Below are 26,081 nucleotides of genomic sequence, written 5' to 3'. Positions count from 1 at the left end.
GCATCACGAGCGTATCCGCTGCAGTCATTCCGACAGCCCCGAGGCATCGGCCAGGGCGTCGATCGTCTGGCGCAGTTCGGCGACCAGTGACAGGGCTGGCGCGTCATCCAATCGCCGGTACGCGGCATCGGCTGCGGACAGGACTTCGAGTGCTTGCTGGAGCTCTCCGCCCATGGCCAGCACCTGCGCGAGCAGTACGCCGATGGCGCCGATGGCATTGACCCGACCGGTCTGCATGCTGATCGAAAACGCCTGCGCCAGGTGGTCGTGGACCTGCTGCAGGGCTCCGTGCTCGTGGTCGCCGCGGGCCAGCAGGACGCCGGCGATCGCGTAGTGGGCCTGGGCGATGCCGGCGGCATCGCCCAGCCGGGTCAGGACGGGCAGCCGCTCCTCGTGGATGCGCAGGGCCTCGTCGAACTGTCCGCGGTCCTGCAGGATGTCGGCGACCTGGCCCATGGCGATGGCCTTCTCGCGCACGTCGCCCAGCCGCTCGTAGACGGACAGCTGTTCGTGCTGTCGGATGCGCAGGGCCTCGTCGAGCTGTCCGCGGGCCTGCAGGATGTCAGCGACCTTGCCCATGGCGATGGCCTTCTCGCGCACGTCGCCCAGCCGCTCGTAGACGGGCAGTTCTTCGTGCTGTCGGATGCGCAGGGCCTCGTCGAGCTGTCCGCGGGCCTGCAGGATGTCGGCGACCTTTCCTCGGGTGATGGCCTTGGCGCGCACGTCGCCCAGCCGCTCGTAGACGGGCAGCTGTTCATGCTGTCGGATGCGCAGGGCCTCGTCGAGCTGTCCGCGGTCCTGCAGGATGTCGGCGACCCGGCCCATGGCGATGGCCTTGGCGCGCACGTCGCCCAGCCGCTCGTAGACGGGCAGCTGTTCGTGCTGTCGGATGCGCAGGGCCTCGTCAAGCTGTCCGCGGTCCTGCAGGATGTCGGCGACCCGGCCCATGGCGATGGCCTTGGCGCGCACGTCGCCCAGCCGCTCGTAGACGGGCAGCTGTTCGTGCTGTCGGATGCGCAGGGCCTCGTCGAGCTGCCCGCGGGCCTGCAGGATGTCGGCGACCTTGCCCATGGTGACGGCCTTCTCGCGCACGTCGCCCAGCCGCTCGTAGACGGGCAGTTCTTCGTGCTGTCGGATGCGCAGGGCCTCGTCGAGCTGCCCGCGGGCCTGCAGGATGTCGGCGACCCGGCCCATGGCGATGGCCTTGGCGCGCACGTCGCCCAGCCGCTCGTAGACGGGCAGTTCTTCGTGCTGTCGGATGCGCAGGGCCTCGTCGAGCTGTCCGCGGGCCTGCAGGATGTCGGCGACCTTTCCTCGGGTGATGGCCTCGGTGCGCACGTCGCCCAGCCGCTCGTAGACGGGCAGCTCGTCGTGCTGTCGGATGCGCAGGGCCTCGTCGAGCTGTCCGCGGTCCTGCAGGATGTCGGCGACCTTGCCCATGGTGACGGCCTTCTCGCGCACGTCGCCCAGCCGCTCGTAGACGGGCAGTTCTTCGTGCTGTCGGATGCGCAGGGCCTCGTCGAGCTGTCCGCGGTCCTGCAGGATGTCGGCGACCTTGCCCATGGTGACGGCCTTCTCGCGCACGTCGCCCAGCCGCTCGTAGACGGGCAGCTCGTCGTGCTGTCGGATGTGCAGGGCCTCATCGAGCTGTCCGCGGGCCTGCAGGATGTCGGCGACCCGGCCCATGGTGACGGCCTTGGCGCGCACGTCGCCCAGCCGCTCGTAGACGGGCAGTTCTTCGTGCTGTCGGATGCGCAGGGCCTCGTCGAGCTGTCCGCGGTCCTGCAGGATGTCGGCGACCTTGCCTAGGGTGATGGCCTCGGTGCGCACGTCGCCCAGCCGCTCGTAGACGGGCAGCTGTTCGTGCTGTCGGATGCGCAGAGCCTCGTCGAGCTGTCCGCGGGCCTGCAGGATGTCGGCGACCTGGCCCCGTGCGATCGCCAGTTCACGCTCGGCACTGATGGCTTGGAAGTGCCTGCAGGCGTCATGCAGATACTGTTCGGCTTCCGCGGTCTGGCCGCTCCTCTGGCTGGCGCCTGCGAGCCGCACCAGGCTGGCGCCGGCGGCCATCGGGTCCTGTACATCGATGTCGCGCAGGCGTTCGAGCGCTGCGCGCTGCAGTTCCGGGTCGCCGGCCCGTTCGGCGCAGTCGAAGCAGATGTGCGCGAGCGCCGTGGACGGCCGGCAACCCTGCTGCTGCAGCCGCGCGAGCGTAGGCTGCAGCAGTGTCCGGATGGCCGCCGCTGTGGCGTGTAGGGCGTCATGCATGTAACGGGCGGCCGACGTGGCCGCGGTGTCCAGCACCGCGGCATCGGCTTCGGGCGCCAGCAGCGCGAGGCGGCACAGTTCGCAGCCGCGCGCGCCGGGCGCCAGCCAGCCGCCGCTCTCGCTCCAGGCGCGGTACAGCCAGGGCACGGCAGCCTGGGCGGCTGCCTGCGCTTGCGCTTCGGAGGGTTCCGGGACGAGCGGGCGGGCCAGCGGGTTGGCCGCAGCGTGTGGCGTGGCGCGCTCGATGCCCCAGTCGTCGAGCAGGCCCAGCGACAGCAGGCGTTGGCGCGCGGCTGCGGGCGCGTTCACGCCGAGGGCGGCGGCCGCGGCATCCAGCGCCGGTGCCGGGATGGCGAGCCCCGGCGCGAAGCTGCGCGCCGCGGCCAGATAGCGGGCCTGCGCCGGGCTCAGGGCGGCCTGGTAGACGCCGAAGGCCATGCGGTGCAGGAAGGCTTGCAGCGCATTGCGCGTGTCGGCCGCGGCGCCTTCGGCCACCAGCGCGGCCAGCAGGTCCGGCGCGACGCCGTCGCGCTGCAGGCGTTCGATGGCCGCGATGGCTTGGCGTGCGGCCCCGCTCTCGCCGGCCAGCAGCGGCTTGGTCAGCGTGTCCTGCAGGCCCGGGTTGCCGTCGGCAGCGTCCAGCGCGCGCTGCAGCAGGTCCGGATCGAGTGTGCCGAGCACGTCGGCTGGCGCGGCCGCGCGCATCTGCTTGCGGCGCTCGGTCGTGTTCATCGGCAGCAGCGGCTGCGCCGTGAGCGCGGCCGCCAGGTCCTGGCCCCGGGCATCGACCAGGCGGAAGCGGTAGCGGCTGGTCAGCAGCAGCCGCGAGCGCGAGCGCACCCGCGCGAACGCGCCCAGCACGGCGGCGAGCGTGGCGGCGAAGGCCGGTCGCACGGTCACGTCCGCGGCGCTGTCGTCGGGTGCTGGCATTTCCAGGATCTGCTCCAGGTCGTCGATGACCAGCAGCACCGGGGCCGCATCGAACGGGCCGGCGAGCAGGTCTTCCAGTGCGTCGGCCAGCAGCGTGGCGTCGGCAGTGACCGCGGCGCGCCATTGCTGGCGCCTGGCCTGCCGCTCCGCTGGCGGCAGCGCGTCGAGCAGGCGGTCGAGCACAGCCGGCGCGTCGTAGTGCCGGAACACGACGACCGTCTTGTGGCCGGTCATGCGCGTCGCCAGCCGGTGCGCGAAGCTGGATTTGCCGATGTTGCCGATGCCGTGCACCAGCACGCCGGGATGCCCGTCGGCGGCGAAGGCGCGCCGCACGGCCTGCAGGGCGCGGCGCCGGCCGACGAAGGCGCTGCGGCTGGCCACGGGCACTTCCCTGCGTGCGTCGAGGAACTGGTCCTGGTGGCTGGTGCTGGCCAGGTGGCGCCGGGCTCCGCCGCGCGCGGCCAGCGCGCCGCCGCCCTGTGGGCCCAGGTACAGCCGTGCCAGGTGCCAGTGGCGGCCCTGCCGCGGGTCGGCCAGGTTGTGCTGGCGCAACTGCCGGCGTGCCTGCGCGGCAGCGTGCGCCACGGGTGCGTAGCCTGCCAGCGCGCTGTAGAAGCTCCGGGCGAAGTCGGCCGCATCGCGGTCGTAGACCGAGCCGTCCCAGCCCAGAACGTTCAGCACGCCGGCGCGCACGAGGTTGCGCACGAAGGGTTCGTTCGGCCGCGCCGCCGTGCCGGGCCCGGCCGTCTGTTCGGCGGTGCGGCAGGCCGACAGGAACACCAGCGGCATGCCGTTCGCGCCGTCCGCGCCGGCCAGATGGCCGGCCAGTTCGCCGGCGAAGCACGGCAGCATGCTGCCGTCCTCGTCCTCCAGCGCCAGGAACGGGCCGCGCTGGGCGTCGATCTCGCCGTGGCACGACAGGTGCAGCGCCTCGAACGGGCCTTCGAGCTGCAGCCGCTCGGCCAGCAGCGCGGCGCTGCCGCTCTCTTCGACCACCAGGTGCAGCGGCAGGCGCTGCGTGGCGTCGAGGATCGCGCCCTCTTCGGCTTCGAAGTCGAGTTCGTGCTCGCCGGCCGGCGCCGCGGCCATGAACATCAGCTGCAGGTCGCCGTGCGGCGTCGCGGCCGGCCGATCGGGCGTGCCGATGCGGCGCGCCAGTTCGTACAGCTGCGTCGCGTCGTCCGCCAGGAAGCCCTGGCCGGGCTGGGCCAGCAGCTCCCACGGGGCATCCAGCAGCGCGGTGGCCAGCGGATCGGCCGGCTGGGTCACCCGGATTTCCAGGCTGCGCGGGCCGGTGCCGGCTGCCCAGGCGCTGGCCCATCCGGACGGGTCGAGCCACTGGAACAGCGCCTGGCCCAGCGCCGCGAGTGCATCGTCGTCGCCGCTGCGCACGGCGTGGTCATAGCCTTGCGCGATGTCGCGCAGGGCGGGACCCAGGGCTTCGCCGTCGATGCGGCATTCGGCCGGTGCCGCGCCTGCGGTGCGGCACAGGAGGTCGTGGCCCACGTGTTCCAGGATGGCGTGCATCGTGTCCCGATCCGGCAGTGGTGGAGCGCTGCATGCTATTCGAACCGCGCGGCAGCGGCGGCTGGGCGCGGTGCGCGGCTTCCTCTGCATGGGGGAAGCCGCTGCCATGGGGCGTCGGCGCCACGGGCGTGGGCTTCGATGCCTTGTGCGCGCCGTCGATCGCGGCGGCGGATGCGCGGGGCGCTTCCCCGTCGCCGGCGGGGCGGGGACTGGTTTCGAGGACCTAGGACCGCGCGGACCTGCCGGCGCGCCTGCCGCCGGATTTGGCTGGGGCCTTCCCGGCCGCCTTGCGCCCTTCCCTGGCGGGCTGCGCGGCCTCGGCCTGCGCCTGCTCCAGCCACATCAGCGCGTCGACCTGGGCCATGAAGTGGCGCAGGTAGTCCGGCGCCTCCGCGCGCATCAGCTGCAGCGCCTGCTGCACCAGGTGGCGCGAGTTCAGCGGGCCGGGGTTCTCGGGTGCGTCGGCCAGCGAGCGGGCCAGCCGGGCCTCGGCGTCCAGCCGCGCCCAGGTGCTGCGGAAGTACTGCAGCAGCCCGGGGTCGTGCGCCGGCGGCGGGCCGAGCGCCTGCAGCAGGGCGGCGAGCGGGCCGGGGCCGGCAGGGCGGGCCGGCGGCGGGGGCGGCGGCGCGGGCAGGGCCTGGGCGCGCAGCGCCTGCAGCCGCGCCTGCAGCAGCGCGTGCGCGGCGCCCTGGTGGCGGGCGGCGCGGCGCTCCAGCGCGTCGATGGCGTGCTGGCGCAGCGCCCCGGGCGCGCCGACGGCGGCGGTGCTATCCACGCGGCGCGTCCTGCGGGGCGCGGGCCGGGCGCGGCTGCGGCGCGATCTCCACGCGGCGGTTCATCGCGCGGCCCTCGGCGTCGGCGTTGGAGGCCACGGCCTGCTGCGAGCCGAAGGCGGCCGCGAACACCGCGTCGGCCGGCACGCCTTCCTCGATCAGCGCGCGCGTGACCGTCAGCGCGCGCTGGGCCGACAGCTCCCAGTTGTCGGCGAACTGGCGGCTGCCGCCGCGCACCTGGCGGTCGTCGGTGAAGCCGCTGACCATCAGGATCTCGTCGTGCGTGCGCAGCCAGTCGGCCAGCGGGCCGGCCAGGCTCTGCAGCAGCTGGCGGCCCTCGGGCTGCAGCTCGTTCGAATTGAACTCGAACAGCACGCTGCCGCTGATGCCGATGCGGCCCTGCACCAGCGTCACGCGGCCGGCCGCCAGCGGCGCGGCCAGCGCCTGCTCCAGCGTCTGCAGCCGCTGGCCCTGGGCCTGGCGCTGGGCGATCTCGGACTGCAGCCGCGTGTCCAGCTCCAGCTGCATGCCGACCACGGCGACCAGGATCAGCACGAAGGCGCCGAGCAGGCCGGCCATCAGGTCGGCGAAGGCGGTCCAGACCGGCGCGGTGGCGTCCGCGCCGGCGTCGCCGTCTTCCAGGGCGGTCGTCACGCCGGGTTTCCTTCCGCCAGCTCGGCCGCGCGCTCGCGCGCCAGGCGCTGCAGGTCTTCCATGATCTGCTTCTGCGACAGCAGGCTGAGGTCGATGACCTCGCGCGCCTGCGCCACGTAGTAGGCCAACTGCTCGTCGCTGCGCGCGATGGAGCGGGCCAGCGTGTCTTCCAGCTGCTGCAGGTGCGTGCCGATGCGTTCGCTGGACTGGCCGAACAGCTGCACCGCGGCGCCGAAGGCCTCGCCCAGGCTGGCGACCTCGGCGGCGCCGGCCGCCACCTGGGCCGAGGCCTCGGCGATGCGGCCGCCCTCGGCCTCGGCCTGCTGGGCGAAGCGGCTGCCGGCGCGCTCCAGCATCCCGGCGGCGCTGTCGACCAGGGCGTCGATGGCGCTGCGCTGCGCGCTGGCGGCGTGCTGCACGCCGTCGAGCAGGGCGCCCAGCGTCTCCAGCACGCGGGCGCGCTCGTCGAGCATGGCGTTGTCGCGCGCCATGCTGGCGGTCAGCTTGTCGCGCAGCTCGGCGATGACTTCGGCCGCGGCGCGCGGGGCCGCGGCGGCGGCCTCCACCAGGCGGGCGACCTCGGCCACGGTGGCGCCGGCCTGCTGCTCGGCGCGGGCGGCCATGGCCTGGGCGGTCTCGGCCAGCGTGGCGCAAATGCGCTGCTGCTGCTCCAGCGCGTGGGCGCTGGCCTGCTGCCACTGCGTGCGCAGCGCGTCGGCCAGCGCGTCCAGGCGGCCGGTCCAGGCGGCCAGGCGCTCGGCGTCGCGGGCGTCGCCGCGTTCCAGCAGCTCGGCATGGGCCTGCTGCACGCCGCGCTGCAGCGCCGCCGTGTGCTCGGCGAAGCCGGCGGCCGAGGCTTCGAGCGCGGCGCGGGCGTCGCCGGCCAGCGACTGGGCGGCCTGCTCGTGGCGGGCCAGCGCCTCGGTCCAGGCGGCTAGGCGCTGCGCGTCGTGCGCGGCGGCGGCGGCCTGCAGCGCGTCGTGGGCCTGGGCCGCGCTGCGCTGCAGTTCGGCGGCCTGCTGGGCGAAGCCGGCGGCGGTGGCGGCCAGCGCCTGCCGGGCGTCGCCGGCGGCGGCCTGGTGCGCGTGTTCCTGGCGCGCCAGGGCCTCGGCCCAGTCGGCCTGGCGCTGGGCGTCGCGGGCGTCCATGCGGGCCTGCAGCTCGGCGTGCGCCTGCTCCACGCCGCGCAGCAGCGCGGCGGCCTGGTCGGCGAACTGCCGGGCGTTGTCGGCCAGCGCCTGGCGGGTGCCGGCGGCTTCGGCCTGGCTGGTGCGGGCGTGCTCGGCCAGCGCGGCCTGCCAGCGGTCGGCCAGGCCGGCAGTGGTGCCGGCCAGCTGGCCGGAGACCTGCTCGACCAGCGCGGCCGAGCGCTGCGCGAAGCCGCTGGCGAAGCCGTCCAGCGTGCCGCGCAACTGCTGGTCGGCGTGGGCCTGGGTGGCGCGCTGCTCGGCCAGGGCGGCGGTCCAGGCCTGCGACACGCCCTCGGCGCTGGCCGCGAAGCGCTGCGCCGCGGCGTCGAGCTGCTGCTGCACGCCCTGGGCCGCGCCGGCGTGCAGCGCGGCGGCCTCGCGCGCCACGCCGGCCATCGTGGCTTCCACCGCGGGCTGGATCGCGGCGCCGGCCAGGCGGGCGCTCTCGGCCAGGCTGTCCTTCAGCGAGCGGTCGACGGCGCCGGCCAGGCTGGTGTAGGCGGCCTCGGTGCGCGCGTGGAATTCCTGCTGGCTCTCGCGCAGCTGGGCGTGCAGCGCGGCGTGCTGGCGTTCCAGGCCCTGCATCAGCTGCTGCAGGCCATCGACCAGGCGCGGCACGGCCTCGGCCTGCTGCTGCAGCAGGCGGTGCGATGCGTCGCGCCGGTGCGCCTCGGAGAACGGGCGCAGCACGCCGGCGGCGAGCAGGTCGAGCTGCTGGCCCGCCAGCAGCCGCTCGCGCCGCGCCAGCGCCATCGCCAGGCCCAATGTGGCCGAGGCGGCCACGCCGGCCAGCGAGGTGCCGAAGGCCACGCCCAGCCCGCTGACCGGCGCGGCCAGCGCGGCGCGCATGCCGGCCAGGTCGGCCGCGCCCTGCAGCGCGGCGCCGGTGCCGCGCAGCGTGACCACCATGCCGAGGAAGGTGCCCAGCATGCCCAGCAGCACCAGGAAGCCGGCCAGGTAGGGCACCAGCGCCGGGCCGGGCAGGGCCACGCGCTGGCCCTCGATGCGCAGGCGCACGGCGGGGCGCAGGGCCGGGGGCAGCGCGTCCAGCCAGGGGCCCAGCGCCGGCGGCGCGGCGGTGGTGCCGGCCAGCGCGCGCGCCAGCGCGTCCGTGGACTGGCGCAGGCGCTGCAGCTCCAGCGCGCCGAGCAGGAAGAACGCGCCGATCAGCACGGTGACGGCCAGCGGCAGCGCCAGGCCGCCGGCGGCGTAGCCGGCGCCGACCCAGGCGATGCAGGCCAGGCCGGCCAGCAGCACGGCGTAGTGGAAGACTCGGTTCATCGGGCTCGTGCGCCTCCTTGGTGGGACCGCAGGGCGGCGAGCAGCCCTTCGATCGGTTGCCATCGCAATTCCAGTTCGGCCAGCAGCACGCCCTGCAGCTCCTGCTGGAACTGCAGGATCCAGCCGTCGCCACCGTCCGGCGCCGTGCCGGCGCGCAGCCGGCCGAAGCGCTTTTCCAGCAGCCGCGGCACGCCGGCCAGCAGCCGGTGCTCCTGCGCGCCGACGACCTGCTCCAGCACCGCGTCGACGCCCGCCAGCCGCGCCAGCGCCGGCGAGCGCGCCGCGAGCGCCAGGCGCAGCCGGCCGCGCAGCGGCTCGATGCCGGCGGCCATGGCGCTCTGGCGCGCCAGGCAGCAGCGCCGGTAGGGCGCGAAGCCGGGCGTGGACTCCCTGGGCTCGCCGGGCAGCTGGATCGGCGGGGCGCGGAACTCCGCGGTCGCGGCGGCGACCTCCTCGGCGATGGCCTGGGCCAGCGCGCCGCGCAGGCGGGCGCTGGCGGCGGCAGCGGCCTCGGCGGCACCGGCCCGGGCCGGCGGGCGCGGCGCGGGCGCGGCCTGCAGCGCGTTGAACAGGGGCGTGGCATCGGTCCACCGGAGCCACTGGCTCAGGCGGTTCGCGAAGTTCTGCGGGGATTCGCACCCCTCCAGTTCGGCCAGCCGGGCCAGCAGGCGGACGAGGGCCGAGTCGGGAGAGCCGGTGCGCCGAGACGCTTGCAGCATGCCGACGGTTAGCGAAAAACCGCGCAGTCTACATGCCCGGCGCGGGGCCGGCCTCCGCGGCCGCGGCGCGGGCCGTGGCCGTGGCCGTGGCCGTGGCCGCGGAGGCGGAGGCGGAGGCGGAGGCGGAGGCGAGGGCGAGGCAGGAGGCAGGAGGCAGGAGGCAGGAGGCAGGAGGCAGGAGGCAGGAGGCAGGAGGCAGGAGAATCGATGCTTTCGTCCGCTCCGCGTTCTCGCCCATGCCTGCTGCGTCGCCATTCCGCCACCCGCCCCTGCAAGCCGCCATCGTCGACCTCGACGGCACCATGGTCGACACGCTCGGCGATTTCTGCGCCGCGCTGGACCGCGTGGCCGACGAGCTGGCGCTGCCGCGCGTGGCCGCGGCCGAGGTCGAGCGCATGGTCGGCAAGGGCTCGGAGCACCTGATCCGCAGCGTGCTGGCCCACGTGGGCGCCGATGCCGGCCGCTTCGAGGCGGCCTGGGCCAGCTACCAGCGCAGCTATGCCGAGGTCAATGGCCGCCATGCCCGGGTCTATCCCGGCGTGGTGCAGGGCCTGGAGCAGCTGCGCGCGCGCGGCCTGGCGCTGGCCTGCCTGACCAACAAGCCCACGGCCTTCGCGCGCGAGCTGCTGCAGGCCAAGGGGCTGGCGGCCTTCTTCGCGCAGGTGTTCGGCGGCGATGCCTTCGCGCGCAAGAAGCCCGACCCGCTGCCGCTGCTGGCCACCTGCCAGGCGCTCGGCAGCGCGCCGGCGCGCACGCTGATGCTGGGCGATTCCAGCAACGACGCGCAGGCCGCGCGCGCGGCCGGCTGCCCGGTGGTGCTGGTCACCTACGGCTACAACCACGGCCGGCCGGTGCGCGAGGTCGATGCCGACGGCTGGGTCGATTCGCTGGCCGAGGCCGCCGCGCTGCTGTAGTCAGCTTCCTACCGGGGGTCGCTGGCCGTTCCCACAGCGGCCCGCCTCGTGCAACTACCGGCCCCGCCGCGCGGCGCCCGTAGCCTTGCGCCATCGCACAAGCATCGCGGGAGCGCGTCATGGACATGGAAGCCGCCGCCTGGGATCGCCCGGGCATCGTGGGGAGCGTGAGCACGGCCACCGCCGGCCGCGCGGACGCCTGACCATGCCGCGCAGCCGGGACGGCGGCGGTGCCTCGCGCGCGCCGCCGAACGCCAAGCAGCAGCAACTGCAGGCCGAGCTGGCGCCGCCGTGCACGATGGCCGCGGGCCTGACCACGAACCAGGGCTTGCGCCTGGCGGACAATCACCATGCGCTGACCGCCGGCGTGCGCGGCCCCGTGCTGCTGGAGGACTTCGTGCTGCGCGAGAAGCTCCTGCACTTCGGCCGCGAGCGCATCCCCGAGCGCGTGGTGCATGCGCGCGGCGCCGGCGCGCACGGCTATTTCCAGGCCTACCGCTCGATGGCCACCTACACCCGCGCGGCCTTCCTGCAGGACCCGGCGCAGCGCACGCCGGTGTTCGTGCGCTTCTCCACGGCGGCCGGCGAGCGCGGCTCGGCCGACACCGTGCGCGACGTGCGCGGCTTCGCCGTCAAGTTCTACACCGCCGAGGGCAACTACGACCTGGTGGGCAGCAGCATGCCGGTGTTCTACGTGCAGGACGCGATGAAGTTCCCGGACCTGGTCCACGCCCTCAAGCCCGAGCCGCACCACGGCATGCCGCAGGCGGCCAGCGCGCACGACACCTTCTGGGACTTCGCCTCGCTGATGCCCGAGACCACCCACATGCTGATGTGGACCATGTCGGACCGCGCGCTGCCGCGCAGCTACCGGATGATGGAAGGCTTCGGCGTGCACACCTTCCGCCTCGTCAACGCGCGCGGCGACGCGGTGTTCGCCAAGTTCCACTGGAAGCCCCGGCTTGGCGTGCACGGCCTGGCCTGGGACGAGGCCCGGCAGATCGCCGGCGTGGACCAGGACTTCCACCGCCGCGACCTGTGGGAGGCCATCGCGCGCGGCGACTTCCCCGAGTGGGAGCTGGGCGTGCAGATCGTCGACGCGGGCCGCGAGGACCAGCTCGGCTTCGACCTGCTGGATGCGACCAAGCTGATCCCCGAGGAGCTGGTGCCGGTGCAGCGCATCGGCCGCCTGGTGCTGGATCGCAACCCCGACAACTTCTTCGCCGAGACCGAGCAGGCCGCCTTCCACCCCGGCCACGTCGTGCCCGGCATCGCGTTCACCGACGACCCGCTGCTGCAGGGGCGGCTGTTCGCGTACACCGACGCGCAGCTCGCGCGCCTGGGCGGGCCGAACTTCCACGAGCTGCCGATCAACCGCGGCGTCTGCCCGTTCCACAACTTCCAGCGCGACGGCGCGCACCGCCGCGCGATCGCGCGCGGCCGCGTGGCCTACGAGCCGAACACGCTGGGCCAGGAGGATGGCAGCGAGTTCCGCGTGGACGGCGGGCCGCCGCAGGGCGACCAGGCGCCGCCGGCCGGCGCCGGCATGCCGCGCCTGCGCGGGCGCGGCCCCGCGTTCGACGACCACTTCTCGCAGGCGGCGCTGTTCTGGCACAGCCAGGGCGCGTTCGAGAAGGAGCACATCGTGGCGGCCTTCCGCTTCGAGCTGTCCCAGGTCGAGCGTCTGGACGTCCGCCAGCGCATGGTGGACAACCTGGCGCACGTGGACGCGATGCTGGCGCGCAAGGTCGCTGCGGGCCTGGGCCTGGTGCCCGACCCCCGGGCCGCGGCCGGGCGGGCCGGTTTTCGCGGGGCGCGCGGCGCGCTGGCCGTCGAGGAGTCCGCCGCGCTGCGCATGGCGGCCGGGCCGGCGCCGGGCACGCAGCCGATCGCCACGCGCCGGGTCGCGGTGCTGGTGGCCGACGGCGTCGACGCGCCGGGCCTGCGGCCCGTGCTGCAGGCCCTGCAGGACGCCGGCGCGCGCTGCCTGGTGCTGGCGCCGCAGCGGGCGCCGGTGGCCACCGAGGCGGGGCGCCCGTTCGCCGTGGACCATGCGCTGGCGAGCATGCCCTCGGTGCTGTTCGACGCGGTGCTGGTGGCCGGCGGCGCGCGCGCGGCCCGGGCGCTGGCCGCCAGCGGCGCGGCCCAGCATTGCGTGCTGCAGGCCTACCGGCACGGCAAGGCGGTCTGCGCGCTGGGCGAGGGCGCCGTCCTGCTGCGGCCGCTCGGCCTCGCAGCGGGCGCCGACGCCGACGCCTTGCGGCCGCACCCCGGCGTGGTGCTCGGCCCCGGCACGGCGGAGACGGCCCGCGCCTTCGTCGAGGCCATCGGCCGCCACCGGCACTGGGACCGCCCGCTGGCCGGATCGGTGCCGGCGTGACACGCGACGCAGGGGCCGTTCCCGGCCTGCGCGCGCAGCGGGCGCCGGGCCGGTTCGCCGGAAGTGCGTTTGCTACACTCGCCGGCCATGTCCATTCACAGCATCAGGTCGATCGCTTGCGCGGGCCGGGGAGCCTGGCCCTGGCGCAAGCCGAGGACGCACCGCACCTGATTGCACGGCGCAGCGCCGTGCGCCCGCGCCCTTCGCGGATGCCGCGCGCAAGGGCTCCGGTCGACCGCAAGGCGCCCCCACCGGCGCCTTCTTCCCCGAAAGCACGCTGTGATCACTGAACTGGAATTCAAGAGCCTGTCCAAGGACGGCTACAACCGCATCCCGCTGATCGTCGAGGCCTTCGCCGATCTGGAAACCCCGCTCTCGCTGTACCTCAAGCTCGCCCACACCCAGGGTGGCGGCAAGCTGAGCTTCCTGCTCGAATCCGTGGTCGGGGGCGAGCGCTTCGGCCGCTACAGCTTCATCGGCCTGCCGGCGCGCACGCTGCTGCGCGCCAGCGGCTTCGGCGACGCCGCCCGCACCGAGGTCGTGACCGACGGCCAGGTGGTCGAGACCGCCACCGGCAACCCGCTGGACTTCATCGAGGCCTACCAGCAGCGCTTCAAGGTCGCGCTGCGGCCCGGGCTGCCGCGCTTTTGCGGCGGGCTGGCCGGCTACTTCGGCTACGACGCGGTGCGCTACATCGAGAAGAAGCTGGAGCGCAGCTGCCCGCCCGACCAGCTCGGTTGCCCCGACATCCTGCTGCTGCAGTGCGAGGAGCTGGCCGTCATCGACAACCTGTCGGGCAAGCTGTACCTGATCGTCTACGCCGACCCGCGCCAGCCCGAGGCCTATGCCAACGCCAAGCGCCGGCTGCGCGAGCTGAAGGACAAGCTGCGCTACTCGGTCAGCGCGCCGCAGGTCCGGCCGACCCAGGCCCACCCGGCCGAGCGCCCGTTTGCCAAGGCCGACTACCTGAAGGCGGTGGCGCACGCCAAGGAGCTGATCGCCGCCGGCGACTTCATGCAGGTGCAGGTCGGCCAGCGCATCAGCAAGCGCTACACCGAGTCGCCGCTGTCGCTGTACCGCGCGCTGCGCTCGCTGAACCCCAGCCCCTACATGTACTACTACGACATGGGCGACCACCACGTGGTCGGGGCCTCGCCCGAGATCCTGGTGCGCCAGGAGGTCACCGAGGCCGGCGAGCAGAAGGTCACGATCCGCCCGCTGGCCGGCACGCGGCCGCGCGGCGCCTCGGTCGAGCAGGACAAGGCGGCCGAGGTCGAGCTCGTCAACGACCCCAAGGAGCGCGCCGAGCACGTGATGCTGATCGACCTGGCGCGCAACGACATCGGCCGCATCGCCAAGATCGGCAGCGTCAAGGTCACCGAGGCCTTCGCCGTCGAGCGCTACAGCCACGTGATGCACATCGTCAGCAACGTCGAGGGCATCCTGAAGGACGGGATGACCAACATGGACGTGCTGCGCGCCACCTTCCCGGCCGGCACGCTGACCGGCGCGCCCAAGGTGCACGCGATGGAGCTGATCGACCGGCTGGAGCCGACCAAGCGCGGCCTGTACGGCGGTGCCTGCGGCTACATCAGCTACGCCGGCGACATGGACGTGGCGATCGCCATCCGCACCGGCGTGATCAAGGACCAGACGCTGCACGTGCAGGCCGCCGCCGGCGTGGTGGCCGACTCGGTGCCCGAGCTGGAGTGGAAGGAAACCGAGGCCAAGGCCCGGGCGCTGCTGCGGGCGAGCGAGCTGGTGGAAGAGGGCCTGGAGTAAGCGGCCCGGCCCGCCGGCTGCGCCGCCGGGCCGCCCGCGCCGCGCCGCGACCGTCCTGACGCGCATCAAGGCGCGGCGCCGGCATCCGCGCTGCAATGCGCGCATGCGGTATCGAACCCTGTTCATCGGCGGCGGCGCGGGCGCGCTGCTGGCCGCGGCCGGTTGGCGCCGCGTGACCGGCTCGATGGCCGGCTACGCGGCCCGGGCGCAGCGCTTGCGCGCGCCGATCGCGGCGCCGCATCTGCACGAGGCCATCCGCCTGGCGACGCTGGCGGCCAACAGCCACAACACCCAGCCCTGGCGCTTCAGGCTGCGACCGGGTGCCGTCGAGATCCTGCCGGATCCCACGCGCCGCACGCCGGCCGTCGATCCGGACGACCACCACCTGCACGTGAGCCTGGGCTGCGCGGCGCAGAACTTCGCCATCGCCGCCGCGGCCACCGGGCACCCGGGCGAACTGGTGCCGATGCCGGGCGGCCTGCGCTACGAATACGCACCGGGCCCGGCGCGCCGGCATCCGCTGCTGCCGGCCATCGCGCAGCGCCAGAGCACGCGCACGGTCTACGACGGCCGGCCGCTGCCCGCGGCCGAGTTGGCGCTGCTGGAGCGCGCGGCGGCCTGGCCGGGCGTGCGCTGCGTGCTGCTGGCCGACCGGCCGCGCATCGGCCGCATCCGCGATCTGGTGGTGGCCGGCAACGCCGCGCAGATGGCCGACGCCGCCTTCCTGCGCGAACTGCGGGCCTGGCTGCGCTTCAACCCGCGCCACGCGCTGGCGTCGGGCGACGGCCTGTTCGCGGCCACCGCAGGCCGCCCGGTGCTGCCGGACGCGCTGGGCCGGCTGGCCTTCGAGCATTTCTTCGGCGCCGCGGCGGAGAACGCGCGCTACGCCCGCCAGGTCGATTCGTCCGCCGGCATCGCCGTGTTCCTGGCCGAGCGCGCCGACCCGCCGCACTGGTGGCAGCTCGGCCGCGCCTGCCAGCAGTTCGCGTTGCAGGCCACGGCGCTCGGCCTGCGGCTGGCCTTCGTGAACCAGCCGGTGGAAGTGCCCGGCCTGCGCCCCGCGCTGGCCGCCGTGGCGGGCGAGCCCGCCCTGCGGCCGGACCTGGTGCTGCGCTTCGGCCGCGGGCCGGCGCTGCCGATGTCGCTGCGGCGGGAGGTGGCGGCGGTGTTGGACGACGGCACCGGCCCGCCCGGGTGACGGCGGCAACGGGTCAGCCGGCGCGGCCGGAAACCCGGGGGGCGGCCATGGCGCTCCTTCCGGACGCATGGGCGCCGTTGACCGGCGCGACCTTCAGCGGCACGGCTCCCACGCCCAGCGCCTTGTCGACGACGACGCTGGAGCCTGCCAGCGCCAGGTCGTCCTTCAGCCTGGCGAAGTCGCCGCACCACAGGTGCTCGGCATCCGCATCGCGCGCGGTGTCGCGCTCCTGGGCCAGGGCGACGGTGCGCACCTGCAGGCGCTCGGCGTCGGGCGCGCCCGAGAATTCGACGCCGTAGCCGTCCAGGCTCGGCTTCTGGATCACGACACGCCCCGATTCCACCCAGGCCGTCTCCATGCCCTCATGGACGGCATAGCCCAGCTTGGCCAGGCCCTGGAGCACGGCCGCGCGTCGTGCGCGGGCGGCGGCGGCCTTCACGGCGGTGGCGATGGCGGCCCGGCCGGCGTCGATCGCCTGCTGAATGGCCGAGCCATCGCGCCCGGTGATCGCGGCCTGCAGTTGCGATGCAACCTGGGCCGCCGCCTCGTCGCCCAGGGCCGAGAGTTCGGCGAGGACCGCTGCGGCCTCGCCGGCTAGCGTTTCCAGTCTCCGGGCGTCGCGCACCGCCGCCGTGAGTTCGACGCCCAGGCTGTCCAGCTGCATGCTCGTCCGGCTGTCCGGGGGCGCCTGCAGGCATCGATCCAGGCGCTGCTCGAACGCGTCGATGGCCATGGCGTTGTCGCCAAGAAGCCGCAGCAGTTCCAGTTGCCGGCCGATCGATGCGATCCGCGGGTCGTCGTCGGCTGTCGGCTTCCGGGCTTCCTGTGCCGCCTTCCATTGGGCGAACGACGGGTCCACGCCGTCGGTCGCGAGACGCTCGGCCAGATCCCGGTGCGCTTGCGAAAGGGTGGGCGTCTTCTCGTCGTCTGGCGCCAGCATGCGGAAACCGGCCGCCAGCGCGGCTTCGGCGGCCTTCGCTTCCGCCTTGCCGCGTGCGGCACGTTCCAGGATCTGCATGACATGGGGATCTACCGCCACCCCTTTGTCCTGCAGGGCCTGCAGCAGCGTGCGGGCATTCTGGCCGGCGCGCCGTTTGGCCAGGCGCTCGCTGGCACGCCGGGCCGACGCACGCTCGCGCCGCTGTTCCAGGTCCGACGCCAGGAACGCGATCTCGTGGCCCGCCTGCTGGTTGAAGTGGCTGAACTCGTCGGCGTCGAGCATCGCACGCAGTTGCCGATGGCGCGCCAGCGTGCCGGCCAGTTCGGCCTCATCCAGTTCGCCGGCTGCCTGCGCGCCCGTGCGCCAGCGGTGCAGGGCCTTTTCCAATTGGCCTGCAATCGCGATGGATTGGGCCCGGCGCTCTTCGCGGGTGACGATCCGTACCACCTTGGGCCCGCTCATTGCGATGCCCCCAGTGCCATGGCCTTGTCGATCGCTTCCTGCAGGCGGCGGCGCTCGGCAGCGCCGTCGTGGTACCAGCCTTGCGACGACACCCGATGGATCACCGGCACGGCGCGGCGCAGCACCGCCGGCCGCCACACCTCGCGCGCACGGGCCTGCCGCAGCAGATCATGGCGCGGCGAATCGCATTCGATGCCAATGGCGAACAGGCCGGTCGACGGGTGTTCGATCGCGAAATCCAGGCCGAAGGCATCGTCCGCCGTCGCCGCAGCCACCGTGCGCCCCAGTGCCTTCAGATACTCGCCCACGGCCAGGCTGAACCCGTCTTCGGCGTGCCGGCCGGCCTGGGCCGATTCGGGCCGGGGAGCCGCCCAGTGCGACAGCAGCGCTCGGGCACTCGCGAAGTCGCCGCAGGAGATGCTGCGTGCGTACGCCATGTAGCCCTGCAGGAAATCCCTCGGCGTCGCCAGCTTGCGGCGCGTGGCCAGGGCATCCGAGATGTCGTTGATGGGCATCGACGTCACCATGTAGATCTTGCGGCGTGAGCGGGTCACGGCCACGTTGAGCCGGCGTTCGCCGCCCTTTTGTCCGAGGACGCCGAAGAAGCGGCGGAAGGTGCCTTGCTGGTTGCGCCCGAATGTCGAGGAGAACACGATCACGTCGCGCTCGTCGCCCTGGACGTTCTCCACGTTCTTGACGAACACCGCCATGTCTTCGCCATCCTCGTTGCGCTGGCTCTCCAGGCGGTAGGCTGCCCTGAAATCGGCGTCGATTTCGGCGCGCGCTTCCAGCGCCTCCTCGATCAGGTCCGCCTGCCTGCGGTTGAAGGTCACGATCCCCACCGACGGCCGGTCCGCGTAGGGCTGCTTCCAGAGCTCCGCCAGGATGTCGACCACCCGCTCGGCTTCCGCCGGGTTCGTCTGATCCTGGTAGACACCGTCGACCCTGACCATCTCGATGGGCCGGACCGAGGCGATGGTCTTGTCGGAGTGGCGCACCGGAACGCTCAGGTCGTTGCCATAGAAGGCCGCGTTCGAGTAGTTGATCAGTTCGCGGTACGCGGAGCGGTAATGGATCTGCAGCCGCGAGTTGGGCAGGCTGGTCCGCGCCAGTTGGAGCAGGTCCGGGCAGTCCTTGATCTCGCGCCGGTTCCAGGTCTCGTCGAAAGTCTCGCGTTCTTCCTCCGTGGCATCCTCGTCGGGCCCTTCGCCGTCAAAAGCCTGCGCCTCGTCGCTTTCCACCTTGCTGGCGAAGAACGCCGTCGGCGGCATCTGTTTCTCGTCGCCGCTGACCACCGTCACGCGGGCCCGGTAGAGCGACGGCAGCGCGTATTCGACCGGCATCTGGGAGGCCTCGTCATAGATGATCGTGTCGAAGAGCGCCGCCTTCAGCGGCAGCACCCGGCTCGCCACGTCCGGGTTCATCAGCCAGACCGGCCTGAGGGCCATCAGCCCTAGGCCGGCGCCCGACTCGATGAACTCGCGCAGGCGCCGGGCGCGCTGGCCGGTCAGGCGCGTGATGTCCTCCCATTCCTTGAGCGGACGGATCGCCGCCAGGTCATAGTCCTCCCGCAGCAACTGGCGGTTGAGTGTGCGCATCTGCTCGTCCAATGCGGCCAGGTGGGAGACCTTGGCCTCCAGTTCCTCGCGCTCGATCACCAGTTCCGGCGTGGCCTGCTCGATCGCGCGTTTCCATCCCAGCCGGGCCTCCCGATTGACCAGGCGCCGGACCTCGCCCTCGAGTTCCGGGGCGGGCAGGGCTGCCAGTTGGGCTTCCTTGGTGCGAAGAATGCCCAGGATCGCGAGCGCTTCCTCGCTCAGGCGTGCAGCCCGCCCGCGGAAATGCTGGTACGCCGCCAAGGTCGGCAGGGCCGCCTGGATCGGCCGCACCAGGCCCGCTGCGGTCTCGTTGCGGGCGATGGCCTGCGCGCAGGCGGCGAGCCAATCGGGTTGCATCCAGCTGTCCAGCCGCTGCAAGGCCGCTTGGCTCGACGCACGCATCTCGCAGCGGGCAAAGGCGCTGTCGTATTCGGCATAGAGCCGCAGGAACGCCTCGCGCGAACCGAGCAGGGCGGTCTTGTCCAGCGCGTCCGGCCAGGGGGCCGCGGCCAGGTGCGACGCCAGAAGGGCGATGCGCTGCAGCGCGTGCAGTGTTCCAGCCACCGTCGGCGCCAAATCGAGAACGGCGTCCTGACCGACTTCCGGTAACTGCAGCTGGACATGCAGGTTTTGCAGCGAGGTGCGCAGCGGGCGCAACTGCAATTCCAGCTGCGTCGCAGCCAGCAGCGCGTCGATGCGGGCGGGGGAGGCGATGTCGCCTGCGACCACCAGAAAGGCCTGCAGGCGGCGCTTGCGCAGGTAGCGCATCGGGTTGAGTCGCGCCAGGATGCTGGCCGTCGGCATGGCCTCGGCGGCCCGATTCCGCAGCTGCTCCAGCGCGTCCGTGGGCATGCGGCACAAGACCGGCGACAGCCGCAGGTCGTGGTGCTCGATCGAGCAGGCCGCGAGCGTGTCACGCACGCGGCCCAGCGCGTCCATGATCTCCTGGGCAGGTGGCGGCGCCGGGGGGGCGCGAAAGAGCCTGAGCCAACGGGCCAGTCTTGCACGGTCGTCGTCCGCCAGGTCCAGGAATTGACGCCCATGCGTGGCGAGCCACTGGCGGTGCGGCGCGGGGTCATCGACTTCAAATCCTGCCTGCCGGGCGACCAGTTCATCTGAGCGAGTCGCTTCGGCCTGCGCAAACGCCTGGAACGCATCGCCGAAGTCGGCCAGGGTGGCTGGATCGGCGGCGAAGGGCTGCAACTGGGCCAGGGCGCTGCCTTCGATCCGGGCCGGCAGCCAATGCCTGACGATGGGTGCGATTTCTTCTTCCAGCGTCGCCAGCTCACCGCTGTTCAGGCGCTCCAGCCTGGACCGAAGCGCCGGCACATCGAGCGGCGGCTTCGGCGATTCCAGCCGGATCAGTTCGCCCAGCAGCGTGCGGTAGCTCACCCCGATCCGTTCGTCGATGTGGTGCAAGGCCAGGTGATGGCGGTCCAGGGCGCCTTCGAGCGCTTCGATGCGTGCGCCCGTCTCCTGGCGGCTGCGGCGGATGGGGGCGGCAGGATCGGTCTTGCGCCGCAGCAAGGCTTCCACCTGCTCGCGCACGGCCTTGATGACCGGGTTGCGGTCCTTGTTCACGTCGTTGATCATGACGACCCGGTTGCCCAGGCCTTCCGCGACGAGGCGCTTGTGCACCACCTCCAGGGCCGCGTGCTTCTGGCAGACGATCAGCAGGCTCTGGCGGCGGCCGATGGCGTCGCCCACCATGTTCACGATGGTCTGGCTCTTGCCGGTGCCGGGCGGGCCTTCGACGACCAGGCCAGGGGCGGCCCGGGCGCGCAGCACCGCCTCCTCTTGCGATGGGTCGCTGTGCACCGTGAAGAAGCGGTCCGCCTCGCGCGGGGTTGGCAGTGCCGCATTCGACGGTGGCGTCTCGGTGTTCAGGCGCAGGGCCGTCTCCAGGCCGGTGCCGGCGGACGGTATCGACTTCAGCTGGCGGATGTCCTCGCCGATCGCCTGGCCGATGAAGGTGACGTGGAACAGGACGGCCGCGCATTCCAGTTCCATGCTGCGGACCGGCACCTGGACCTTCGGGTTTGGCAGCGCCATGAGCGACCGGTTGCGCGGCGTCGCGAGGTTTCCCAGTGCATCGATGACATCTGCCGCGCGCAGGGCAGACCGGCCCAGCAACTCGTCGACGGCCTTGCGCCAGCGAACGATCGATTCCGGCCCGACGAGTCCCTCCAGGGCAGGATTGAGGCGCACCTCCTCGCGTTCGCTGTCAAACGCGATGTTGACGCGGCCACGCGAGCCCAGCTCGTGGTGCACGCGGGCCGGCCACAGCAGAACCGGTGCGATGCGCGTCGTGGCGCCGGCCTTGGCATCGCGCGTCAGCAGGAACGGGAAACCCAGGTAGAGCCCATCGATGCCCGTGTCGCGCTTGTGCAGTTGCGTGTGGCGCTCCAGGCTTTGCAGGCGTGCCCTGACCGAACTCTCGGGCGCGTCGAAGGCGGCCGGGTCCAGCGCGATCGCGCGGTCGTTGCGCTGCAGAAGGTGATCCAGCAGCGCGGCCGGGTCCATGCGCGGCGTGCGCAGTTCGGCCAGGTCGACCCGCGTGGTGGTCTTGCCGATCGTCATGCGGACGAGCGGGCCGCGCATGACGGTGCTGACGATCTTTTTCTCGAAGAAGTCCAGGATCTGGGTGACGTACGCCTGCTTCTGCAGCGCCTGCCATTGCGCCTGGGGGATGGACAGCAGCACCAGCGCCCGTGCGATCGGTATCCGCCTTTCCAGGCGGAAGTCGTCCGCCCAGCCATTGACGGCCGGGTTGGCGCAGCGTGCGAACCCTTCGGTGCGCTCGGCCACGGCCTGCATGATCTCGTTGCGCGGCCAGCGCACGAGTTCCTGCGCTGCGCGCTCCGAGAACTGGTGGACGCCGTTGGCCAGCGCCAGCAGCCTGGCTTCTTCCACCAGGGCATCGCAGGAGCGGAACTGGCCGATCGACGCACTCAGCAGGACGATCAGGTCTTCCTCGCCCAGGGTGCGGCGCTCCATCAGGCCCAGCAGGCCATGGTGCTCGGTGTCGGGCAGCAGGCGGCGGCGCGCCTCCCATTCGGCGGCCAGCTTGGCGCGGGAGGTGCTCAAGAGGTGGATGCGCGCGCTGTCCTCGTCCAGCTCGATCGCCAGGTGGCGGGCCCGGGTTCTCACCGCATGCGCCCGGGCCTTGAGCTGGCTCAGCCAGCTTTCCGTGCCGAGTTCATCCAGCAGGTCGGGCAGTTCCCCGGTGATGAGCGCGTAGGCTTCGAGCGGATGGGCCAGCAGCCAGCGCGGCGTGACGATGTCGCCGCGGTGGATCGGCGGTATCTCCGGATTGAGGATCTTCAGCGCCGCCAGAAGCCGGAAGTCTTCTTCCAGGGTCTCGTGGCGCGCCACGCGCCTGAGGCCGGCGAGAACCGAGGCGTCGGCACCTGCGTCCTGTGCCCAGCTGACCACCACGCTGCGCAACAGTTGCTCGCGCGCTTCTTCCCAGTTGCCGGCCTCGGCTGCCGCCAGGGCGTAGGCGCGGGGCGCGTGGTAGCGCGCTCCACCCAGCGCGATGGCCGGGCCGGCGTGGTGGCGTTCGGCCTCCTGCGTCGGTGCGGGCAGGTCGATGGGCTTGCCGTCGAGCCAGGCCTGGACCTGTGGCCAACCCCAGCGCTTGAGCCTGTCGCGGGTCAGCAATCCGCGCAGCAGCATCGTGGTGGCGGGGTCCAGATCATCTGGAATGGGCGCGCCATTGGCCAGGACATGGATGAGGAAGGCCTGGTGATGGATGCCTTCGAAACAACGGCCCTGCGTGACCTGTTCCAGCAGGACCATGCCCAGGCTCCACCAGTCCGAGGCCGCGGCCACGCCGCCCGCCACGGCCTCGGGCGCCGTGTAGCGGGTGATCTCCAGAGGGGAGACGATGTCGAGGTCGAATTCGGACAGGCGTGCCGAGCCATAGCCGCCGATCACCAGATCCAGCGGATCCCGGTGCCGGACCAGCAGCGTGCCCGGCCGCAGATCCCGGTGCCGCAGGCCGACCTCGGCCAGGGCGTCCAGGGCTCGGCCGAGTTCATAGACGATCTGCCGGATCGCCGACGGCCCGGTGGCCACGATGCCCAGGTCGGCCAGCGTGCCGCCTGTCAGCGCCTCGGCGACCTCGTAGGCACGCTCGTTCCAGCGCCCCGTGGCGAAGATGTCCAGAACGTGGGCCTTGGAAACCCGCTTGAGTGCGTCGTAGACCGAAGGGTCCGGCTCGGCGCCCTGGTGGTACAGCGTCAGCACGCCGCGGCGTTCGCCGTCGGCCTCCTCGACCAGGTAGCGGTCCCGCAAGCCGACGGTGCTGCTCATCTGCCGCAGTACGCGCCAACCCTCGATGATGGTTTCCTGGCCGGACGGCGCTGCGGCAGCGTCAGGTGCCGTGGTGGCCGGCGCGTCGTCTGCCCATGACGCCGGCGTGCCTGTGGTGGTGTCCGATTGCGGCGCCGGGCCATCGATGGCGGCCGCATCCGCGCCGCACTGCGCGCAGATCAGGTCGCCTGCATCCATGGCGTGACCGTTGGTGCAGGTCAGCGGCGGCTCGTCCGGTGCCGGCGGCTGGACCGGAACGACGACGGCCGGCCGCCATCCGGCGGGCCGGATCGGCACCTCGGCCAGGCTCCAGTCGCAGCGCCGGCCGTCGACCGAGCCTTCGCAGAACATCTCGAACAGCGGACGCTCCGTCGCGCAGTTGGGGCAGAAACGGATCATCGTGGCGTCTTGCATACCGCAACGGGCGCTTCGGAGGTGATTGAGAAATGGCCTTGTGCCCGCAGCAGATCCTGCAGGCGCTGCATGTCCCCGCGGCGCGGGATGCCTGCCAGCCAGACCACGCCCTCGTCGTCGAGCATGACATCGAGTTGGCGGTCTGCCGGGCCGGCCGGTTGTTCGTCATAGCCCGCGAAGCGTTCGCGGCCGCGCTCGGTGAGCAGGTGCAGGCGCTGGTTGTCGCTGCCGCGCAGCCGCTTGGTTTGGGGTCGATGGAATTCGAAAGGGTCGGAAATCAACGCGTCGATCAGGCCCGGCCAGGCCGCCAGGAAGCCCTGCAGCTTCTCGTAGGGATGGCCGCTGTAGGCCAGGATGTCAACGCTGCTCAGCTGGCGGATGCGGCCCAGCAGCGTCGCCAGTGCCTGGGGCTGATCAAACGGTTCACCGCCGGAAACCGTCACGCCGTCGCATTGGGCAAGCCAGGGCGCGATGCTCGCCACCAGGTCAGCCACGTCCACCGGCTGCTCCGCGACGCGCCAGGTGTCGGCGGAAATGCAGCCAGGACAGCGGATGGAGCATCCCTGCAGCCAGATCCCCAGGCGGCGGCCGGGCCCGAGCGTGGTCACGGGAAAGTGCACCCGAGACAGGCCGAGCTTCATGAACGGTCGGCGGGCGGGACGGGGGTCAGGGCCAGGCCCTCGGCATCGAGCGTCTCCACGATGAAGGCCTGCCCAGGCCGGGCGTCGACATCGAACAGCATGCGTGCCAACGGGTTGAGCAGGTAGGCCTCCACCTGGTTGCGGATTCCGCGCCCGCCGTTGGACAGGTCTTGCAGGCACAGCCCGCGCAGTGCGTCGCGTGCGCCGTCCGACAACTGCACCTGCAGTGCCTGGACTTGAAGGTCCGCGAGCGTCGTACCGACCATCTGCTCGAAGATCTGCCCGGCGATGTCCTCCCGGATGAAATCGAAGACGATGATGTTCTCGCCGATCCGGTTCAGGATTTCCGGACGGTTGAGCACCAATTTGAAATGGCGATCGATCTCGCCGTGGACCTTCTCGCTCACCTGCGCATAAGGCTCGGCGGCCGACACGTTGAGCACGCGCACGCCGGCCTCGTTCATGCGGTAGATGCCCAGGTTGGAGGTGAACACGATCAAGGCTTCAGAGAAGTAGACCCTGTCGCCGCGCCCGCTGGTGAGCACGCCGTCGTCCAGGATCTGCAGGAACTTGTCCAGCACGCGCGGGTGGGCCTTCTCGATCTCGTCGAAAAGCACCACGCTGAAAGGCTTTTCACGAATGGCATTGGTCAATTCGCCGCCCGCGTCGTAGCCGACGTAGCCGGGCGGCGCCCCGATGAGGCGCTGATCGGCATGTTCGGCGCTGAACTCGGACATGTCGAAACGGATGTAGGCGCTCTCGTCACCAAACAGCAGGCTGGTGATCGTCTTGGCCAGTTCCGTCTTGCCCACGCCGGTCGGCCCAGCCAGGAAGGCCACCCCGCGTGGCCGGTTGCCGCGGCGGCTGCCGCCCACGCCGGTCATGGCGCGCTTGACGATGTCCAGCATGTGCACCACGGCCGCATCCTGGCCCTTGACGCGTTGCCGGATGAAAGCTTCTGCATCGCGGATCTTGTCGCGGTCGATCTTGAGCCACGGGTCTTCGGTCACGCCGACCTTGTAGCGCCGCACCGCGTCGGCGACGTGCTCCAGCGGGACACCCTCCACCCGCGCCAGCACGGCGATGGCGTTCAAGTCGAGCAGCAGCATGCCCTCGGTGCCGTCGACGAAGGCGTTCTGTGCCTTGAGCTGCGCCTCGGCAGACGCCTGCGCGAAGCCGGCCAGCGGCCGCAGCAGCGCTGGCACCAGCGCGCGGCGGGCCAGGTGGTCCGGCCGGGACACGGGAATGTGGCGGATGCGGGGATTGCCGACCAGAAACCAGTCCGGCAGATCGCCTTCGCGCTCGACCACCCAGATGATCGCGTTGAAGAAGGGGCGCCGGTCATGGCCTGCCGGGCGACTGCGCGCCTGATGGGAGAGCATCAGCGCGCGCGTGAACAGCTGGTTCTCCGGTGGCGTCAGGTCCGTGTTGCGTGCCAGCAGCCGGGACGCGAAGTCGACGACCAGTGCGCAAGGTTCGCCCTGGTGGTGCACCAGGCGCTCCAGCGTCGCCCCCAGGACGTCGGGCCCGGCCGCCGCCAGGCCGTTGGCGACCGAAAGTCCGAACTGGGCCAGGATGGCGTCTCCCGCCGCGGTGCTTTCGCCGGCGGCGGTGATCGTGGAGAACCCCATCAGCGGCTGGTAGAGGAACGTCTGGGCGTAGCCCGCTCGGCGCAGCGTGTCGCCCAGCGTCTGATGCAGCGTCTGGGATGTGACCGTGCCGGGAGCGACCTCCACCGCCTGGAGGTCGCGCACGTTGCCCGACAGCACGAACTGGCTTTTCAATGGCAGGAAACGAACGAGATCGCGCAGCCAGCGCGGCGGCTCGTGCGATGGCAGAGTCATGTAGGTGTTCCTGGGTGTAACAATTCGTGTATTCAAGGAAGGGGGCACAGCATCCTGGAGCCACCTGCCGGGCGCTGTGGCGCCCGGTCCGCAGTCTCCATTCTCGTGAACGACGAGGGCCGGGCATCGAGCCCGGCATGTAGAATCCTGCGCTCTTCACATGCTTTCCACCTCCCCGATCAACGCAATCCTGTGGTGGCGCTTCCAGTAGGAAGCGGCATGTCGCTGCGGTGCAGACCGCAACCTTGT

The 26,081-nt window shown here is 72.3% G+C and carries 13 protein-coding genes; 4 read left to right on the top strand and 9 right to left on the bottom strand.

The genetic code is table 11. The features are described 5' to 3' along the window. Positions 1-24 precede the first annotated feature (24 nt). From QM782_RS06095 to QM782_RS06075, 5 genes are all read right to left on the bottom strand, one after another. Positions 25-4,725: a CHAT domain-containing protein gene (locus tag QM782_RS06095; RefSeq protein ID WP_415202018.1), complete on the bottom strand. Its 4,701-nt coding sequence runs from the start codon at positions 4,723-4,725 to the stop codon at positions 25-27. Positions 4,726-4,948: 223 nt separating this feature from the next. After that, positions 4,949-5,500 carry a DUF2894 domain-containing protein gene (locus QM782_RS06090; RefSeq protein WP_415202017.1) on the bottom strand — a complete coding sequence of 184 codons (552 nt, stop codon included), beginning with the start codon at positions 5,498-5,500 and terminating at the stop codon, positions 4,949-4,951. After that, a complete protein-coding gene (locus tag QM782_RS06085) occupies positions 5,493-6,152 on the bottom strand; it encodes an OmpA family protein (protein WP_415202016.1) in 660 nt (219 codons plus the stop codon). The genes QM782_RS06090 and QM782_RS06085 overlap by 8 nt, the downstream gene beginning before the upstream one ends. Further along, complete coding sequence (locus QM782_RS06080; RefSeq protein ID WP_415202015.1) at positions 6,149-8,623, bottom strand: DUF802 domain-containing protein; 2,475 nt, start codon at positions 8,621-8,623, stop codon at positions 6,149-6,151. Before QM782_RS06080 ends, QM782_RS06085 begins: the two co-directional genes overlap by 4 nt. Then, the gene (locus QM782_RS06075; RefSeq protein ID WP_415202014.1) at positions 8,620-9,342 is read right to left on the bottom strand and encodes a DUF3348 family protein; all 723 of its coding nucleotides are present in this window, start codon (positions 9,340-9,342) and stop codon (positions 8,620-8,622) included. Before QM782_RS06075 ends, QM782_RS06080 begins: the two co-directional genes overlap by 4 nt. Before the next feature lie 236 nt (positions 9,343-9,578). Between QM782_RS06075 and gph the strand changes: the two genes are divergently transcribed. The 4 genes from gph to QM782_RS06055 all read left to right on the top strand — a co-directional run bounded on the left by gph (position 9,579) and on the right by QM782_RS06055 (position 15,616). Further along, positions 9,579-10,256 (top strand): phosphoglycolate phosphatase, encoded by a 678-nt coding sequence (gene gph / locus QM782_RS06070; RefSeq protein WP_415202013.1) that lies wholly within the window; start codon positions 9,579-9,581, stop codon positions 10,254-10,256. Positions 10,257-10,461: 205 nt separating this feature from the next. Beyond that, a complete protein-coding gene (locus tag QM782_RS06065) occupies positions 10,462-12,636 on the top strand; it encodes a catalase (RefSeq protein WP_415202012.1) in 2,175 nt (724 codons plus the stop codon). Between the two features lie 279 nt (positions 12,637-12,915). Next, the gene (gene trpE / locus QM782_RS06060; protein ID WP_415202011.1) at positions 12,916-14,418 is read left to right on the top strand and encodes an anthranilate synthase component I; all 1,503 of its coding nucleotides are present in this window, start codon (positions 12,916-12,918) and stop codon (positions 14,416-14,418) included. A 103-nt stretch (positions 14,419-14,521) separates the two neighbouring features. Continuing rightward, entirely contained in the window at positions 14,522-15,616 is a 1,095-nt protein-coding gene (locus QM782_RS06055) for an Acg family FMN-binding oxidoreductase (RefSeq protein ID WP_415202010.1), read from the top strand. Positions 15,617-15,629: 13 nt separating this feature from the next. Here the strand turns inward: QM782_RS06055 and QM782_RS06050 are convergent, their stop codons facing one another. From QM782_RS06050 to QM782_RS06035, 4 genes are read right to left on the bottom strand one after another with little or no spacing between them, the layout of a single operon-like run. After that, positions 15,630-17,018, bottom strand: coding sequence for a hypothetical protein (locus QM782_RS06050; RefSeq protein ID WP_415202009.1), 1,389 nt, complete (start codon positions 17,016-17,018; stop codon positions 15,630-15,632). Beyond that, positions 17,015-23,332: an AAA domain-containing protein gene (locus QM782_RS06045; protein WP_415202008.1), complete on the bottom strand. Its 6,318-nt coding sequence runs from the start codon at positions 23,330-23,332 to the stop codon at positions 17,015-17,017. The genes QM782_RS06050 and QM782_RS06045 overlap by 4 nt, the downstream gene beginning before the upstream one ends. Then, the gene (locus QM782_RS06040) at positions 23,329-23,988 is read right to left on the bottom strand and encodes a 4Fe-4S single cluster domain-containing protein (RefSeq protein ID WP_415202007.1); all 660 of its coding nucleotides are present in this window, start codon (positions 23,986-23,988) and stop codon (positions 23,329-23,331) included. Before QM782_RS06040 ends, QM782_RS06045 begins: the two co-directional genes overlap by 4 nt. Further along, positions 23,985-25,832, bottom strand: a complete 1,848-nt coding sequence (locus QM782_RS06035) for an AAA family ATPase (RefSeq protein ID WP_415202006.1) — start codon at positions 25,830-25,832, stop codon at positions 23,985-23,987. Before QM782_RS06035 ends, QM782_RS06040 begins: the two co-directional genes overlap by 4 nt. Between the last annotated feature and the right edge of the window lie 249 nt (positions 25,833-26,081).

It is taken from the genome of Pseudorhodoferax sp. (assembly GCF_047601025.1).
Lineage (GTDB): Bacteria > Pseudomonadota > Gammaproteobacteria > Burkholderiales > Burkholderiaceae_C > Pseudorhodoferax.
This window is presented reverse-complemented; position numbering and strand designations above follow the sequence as displayed.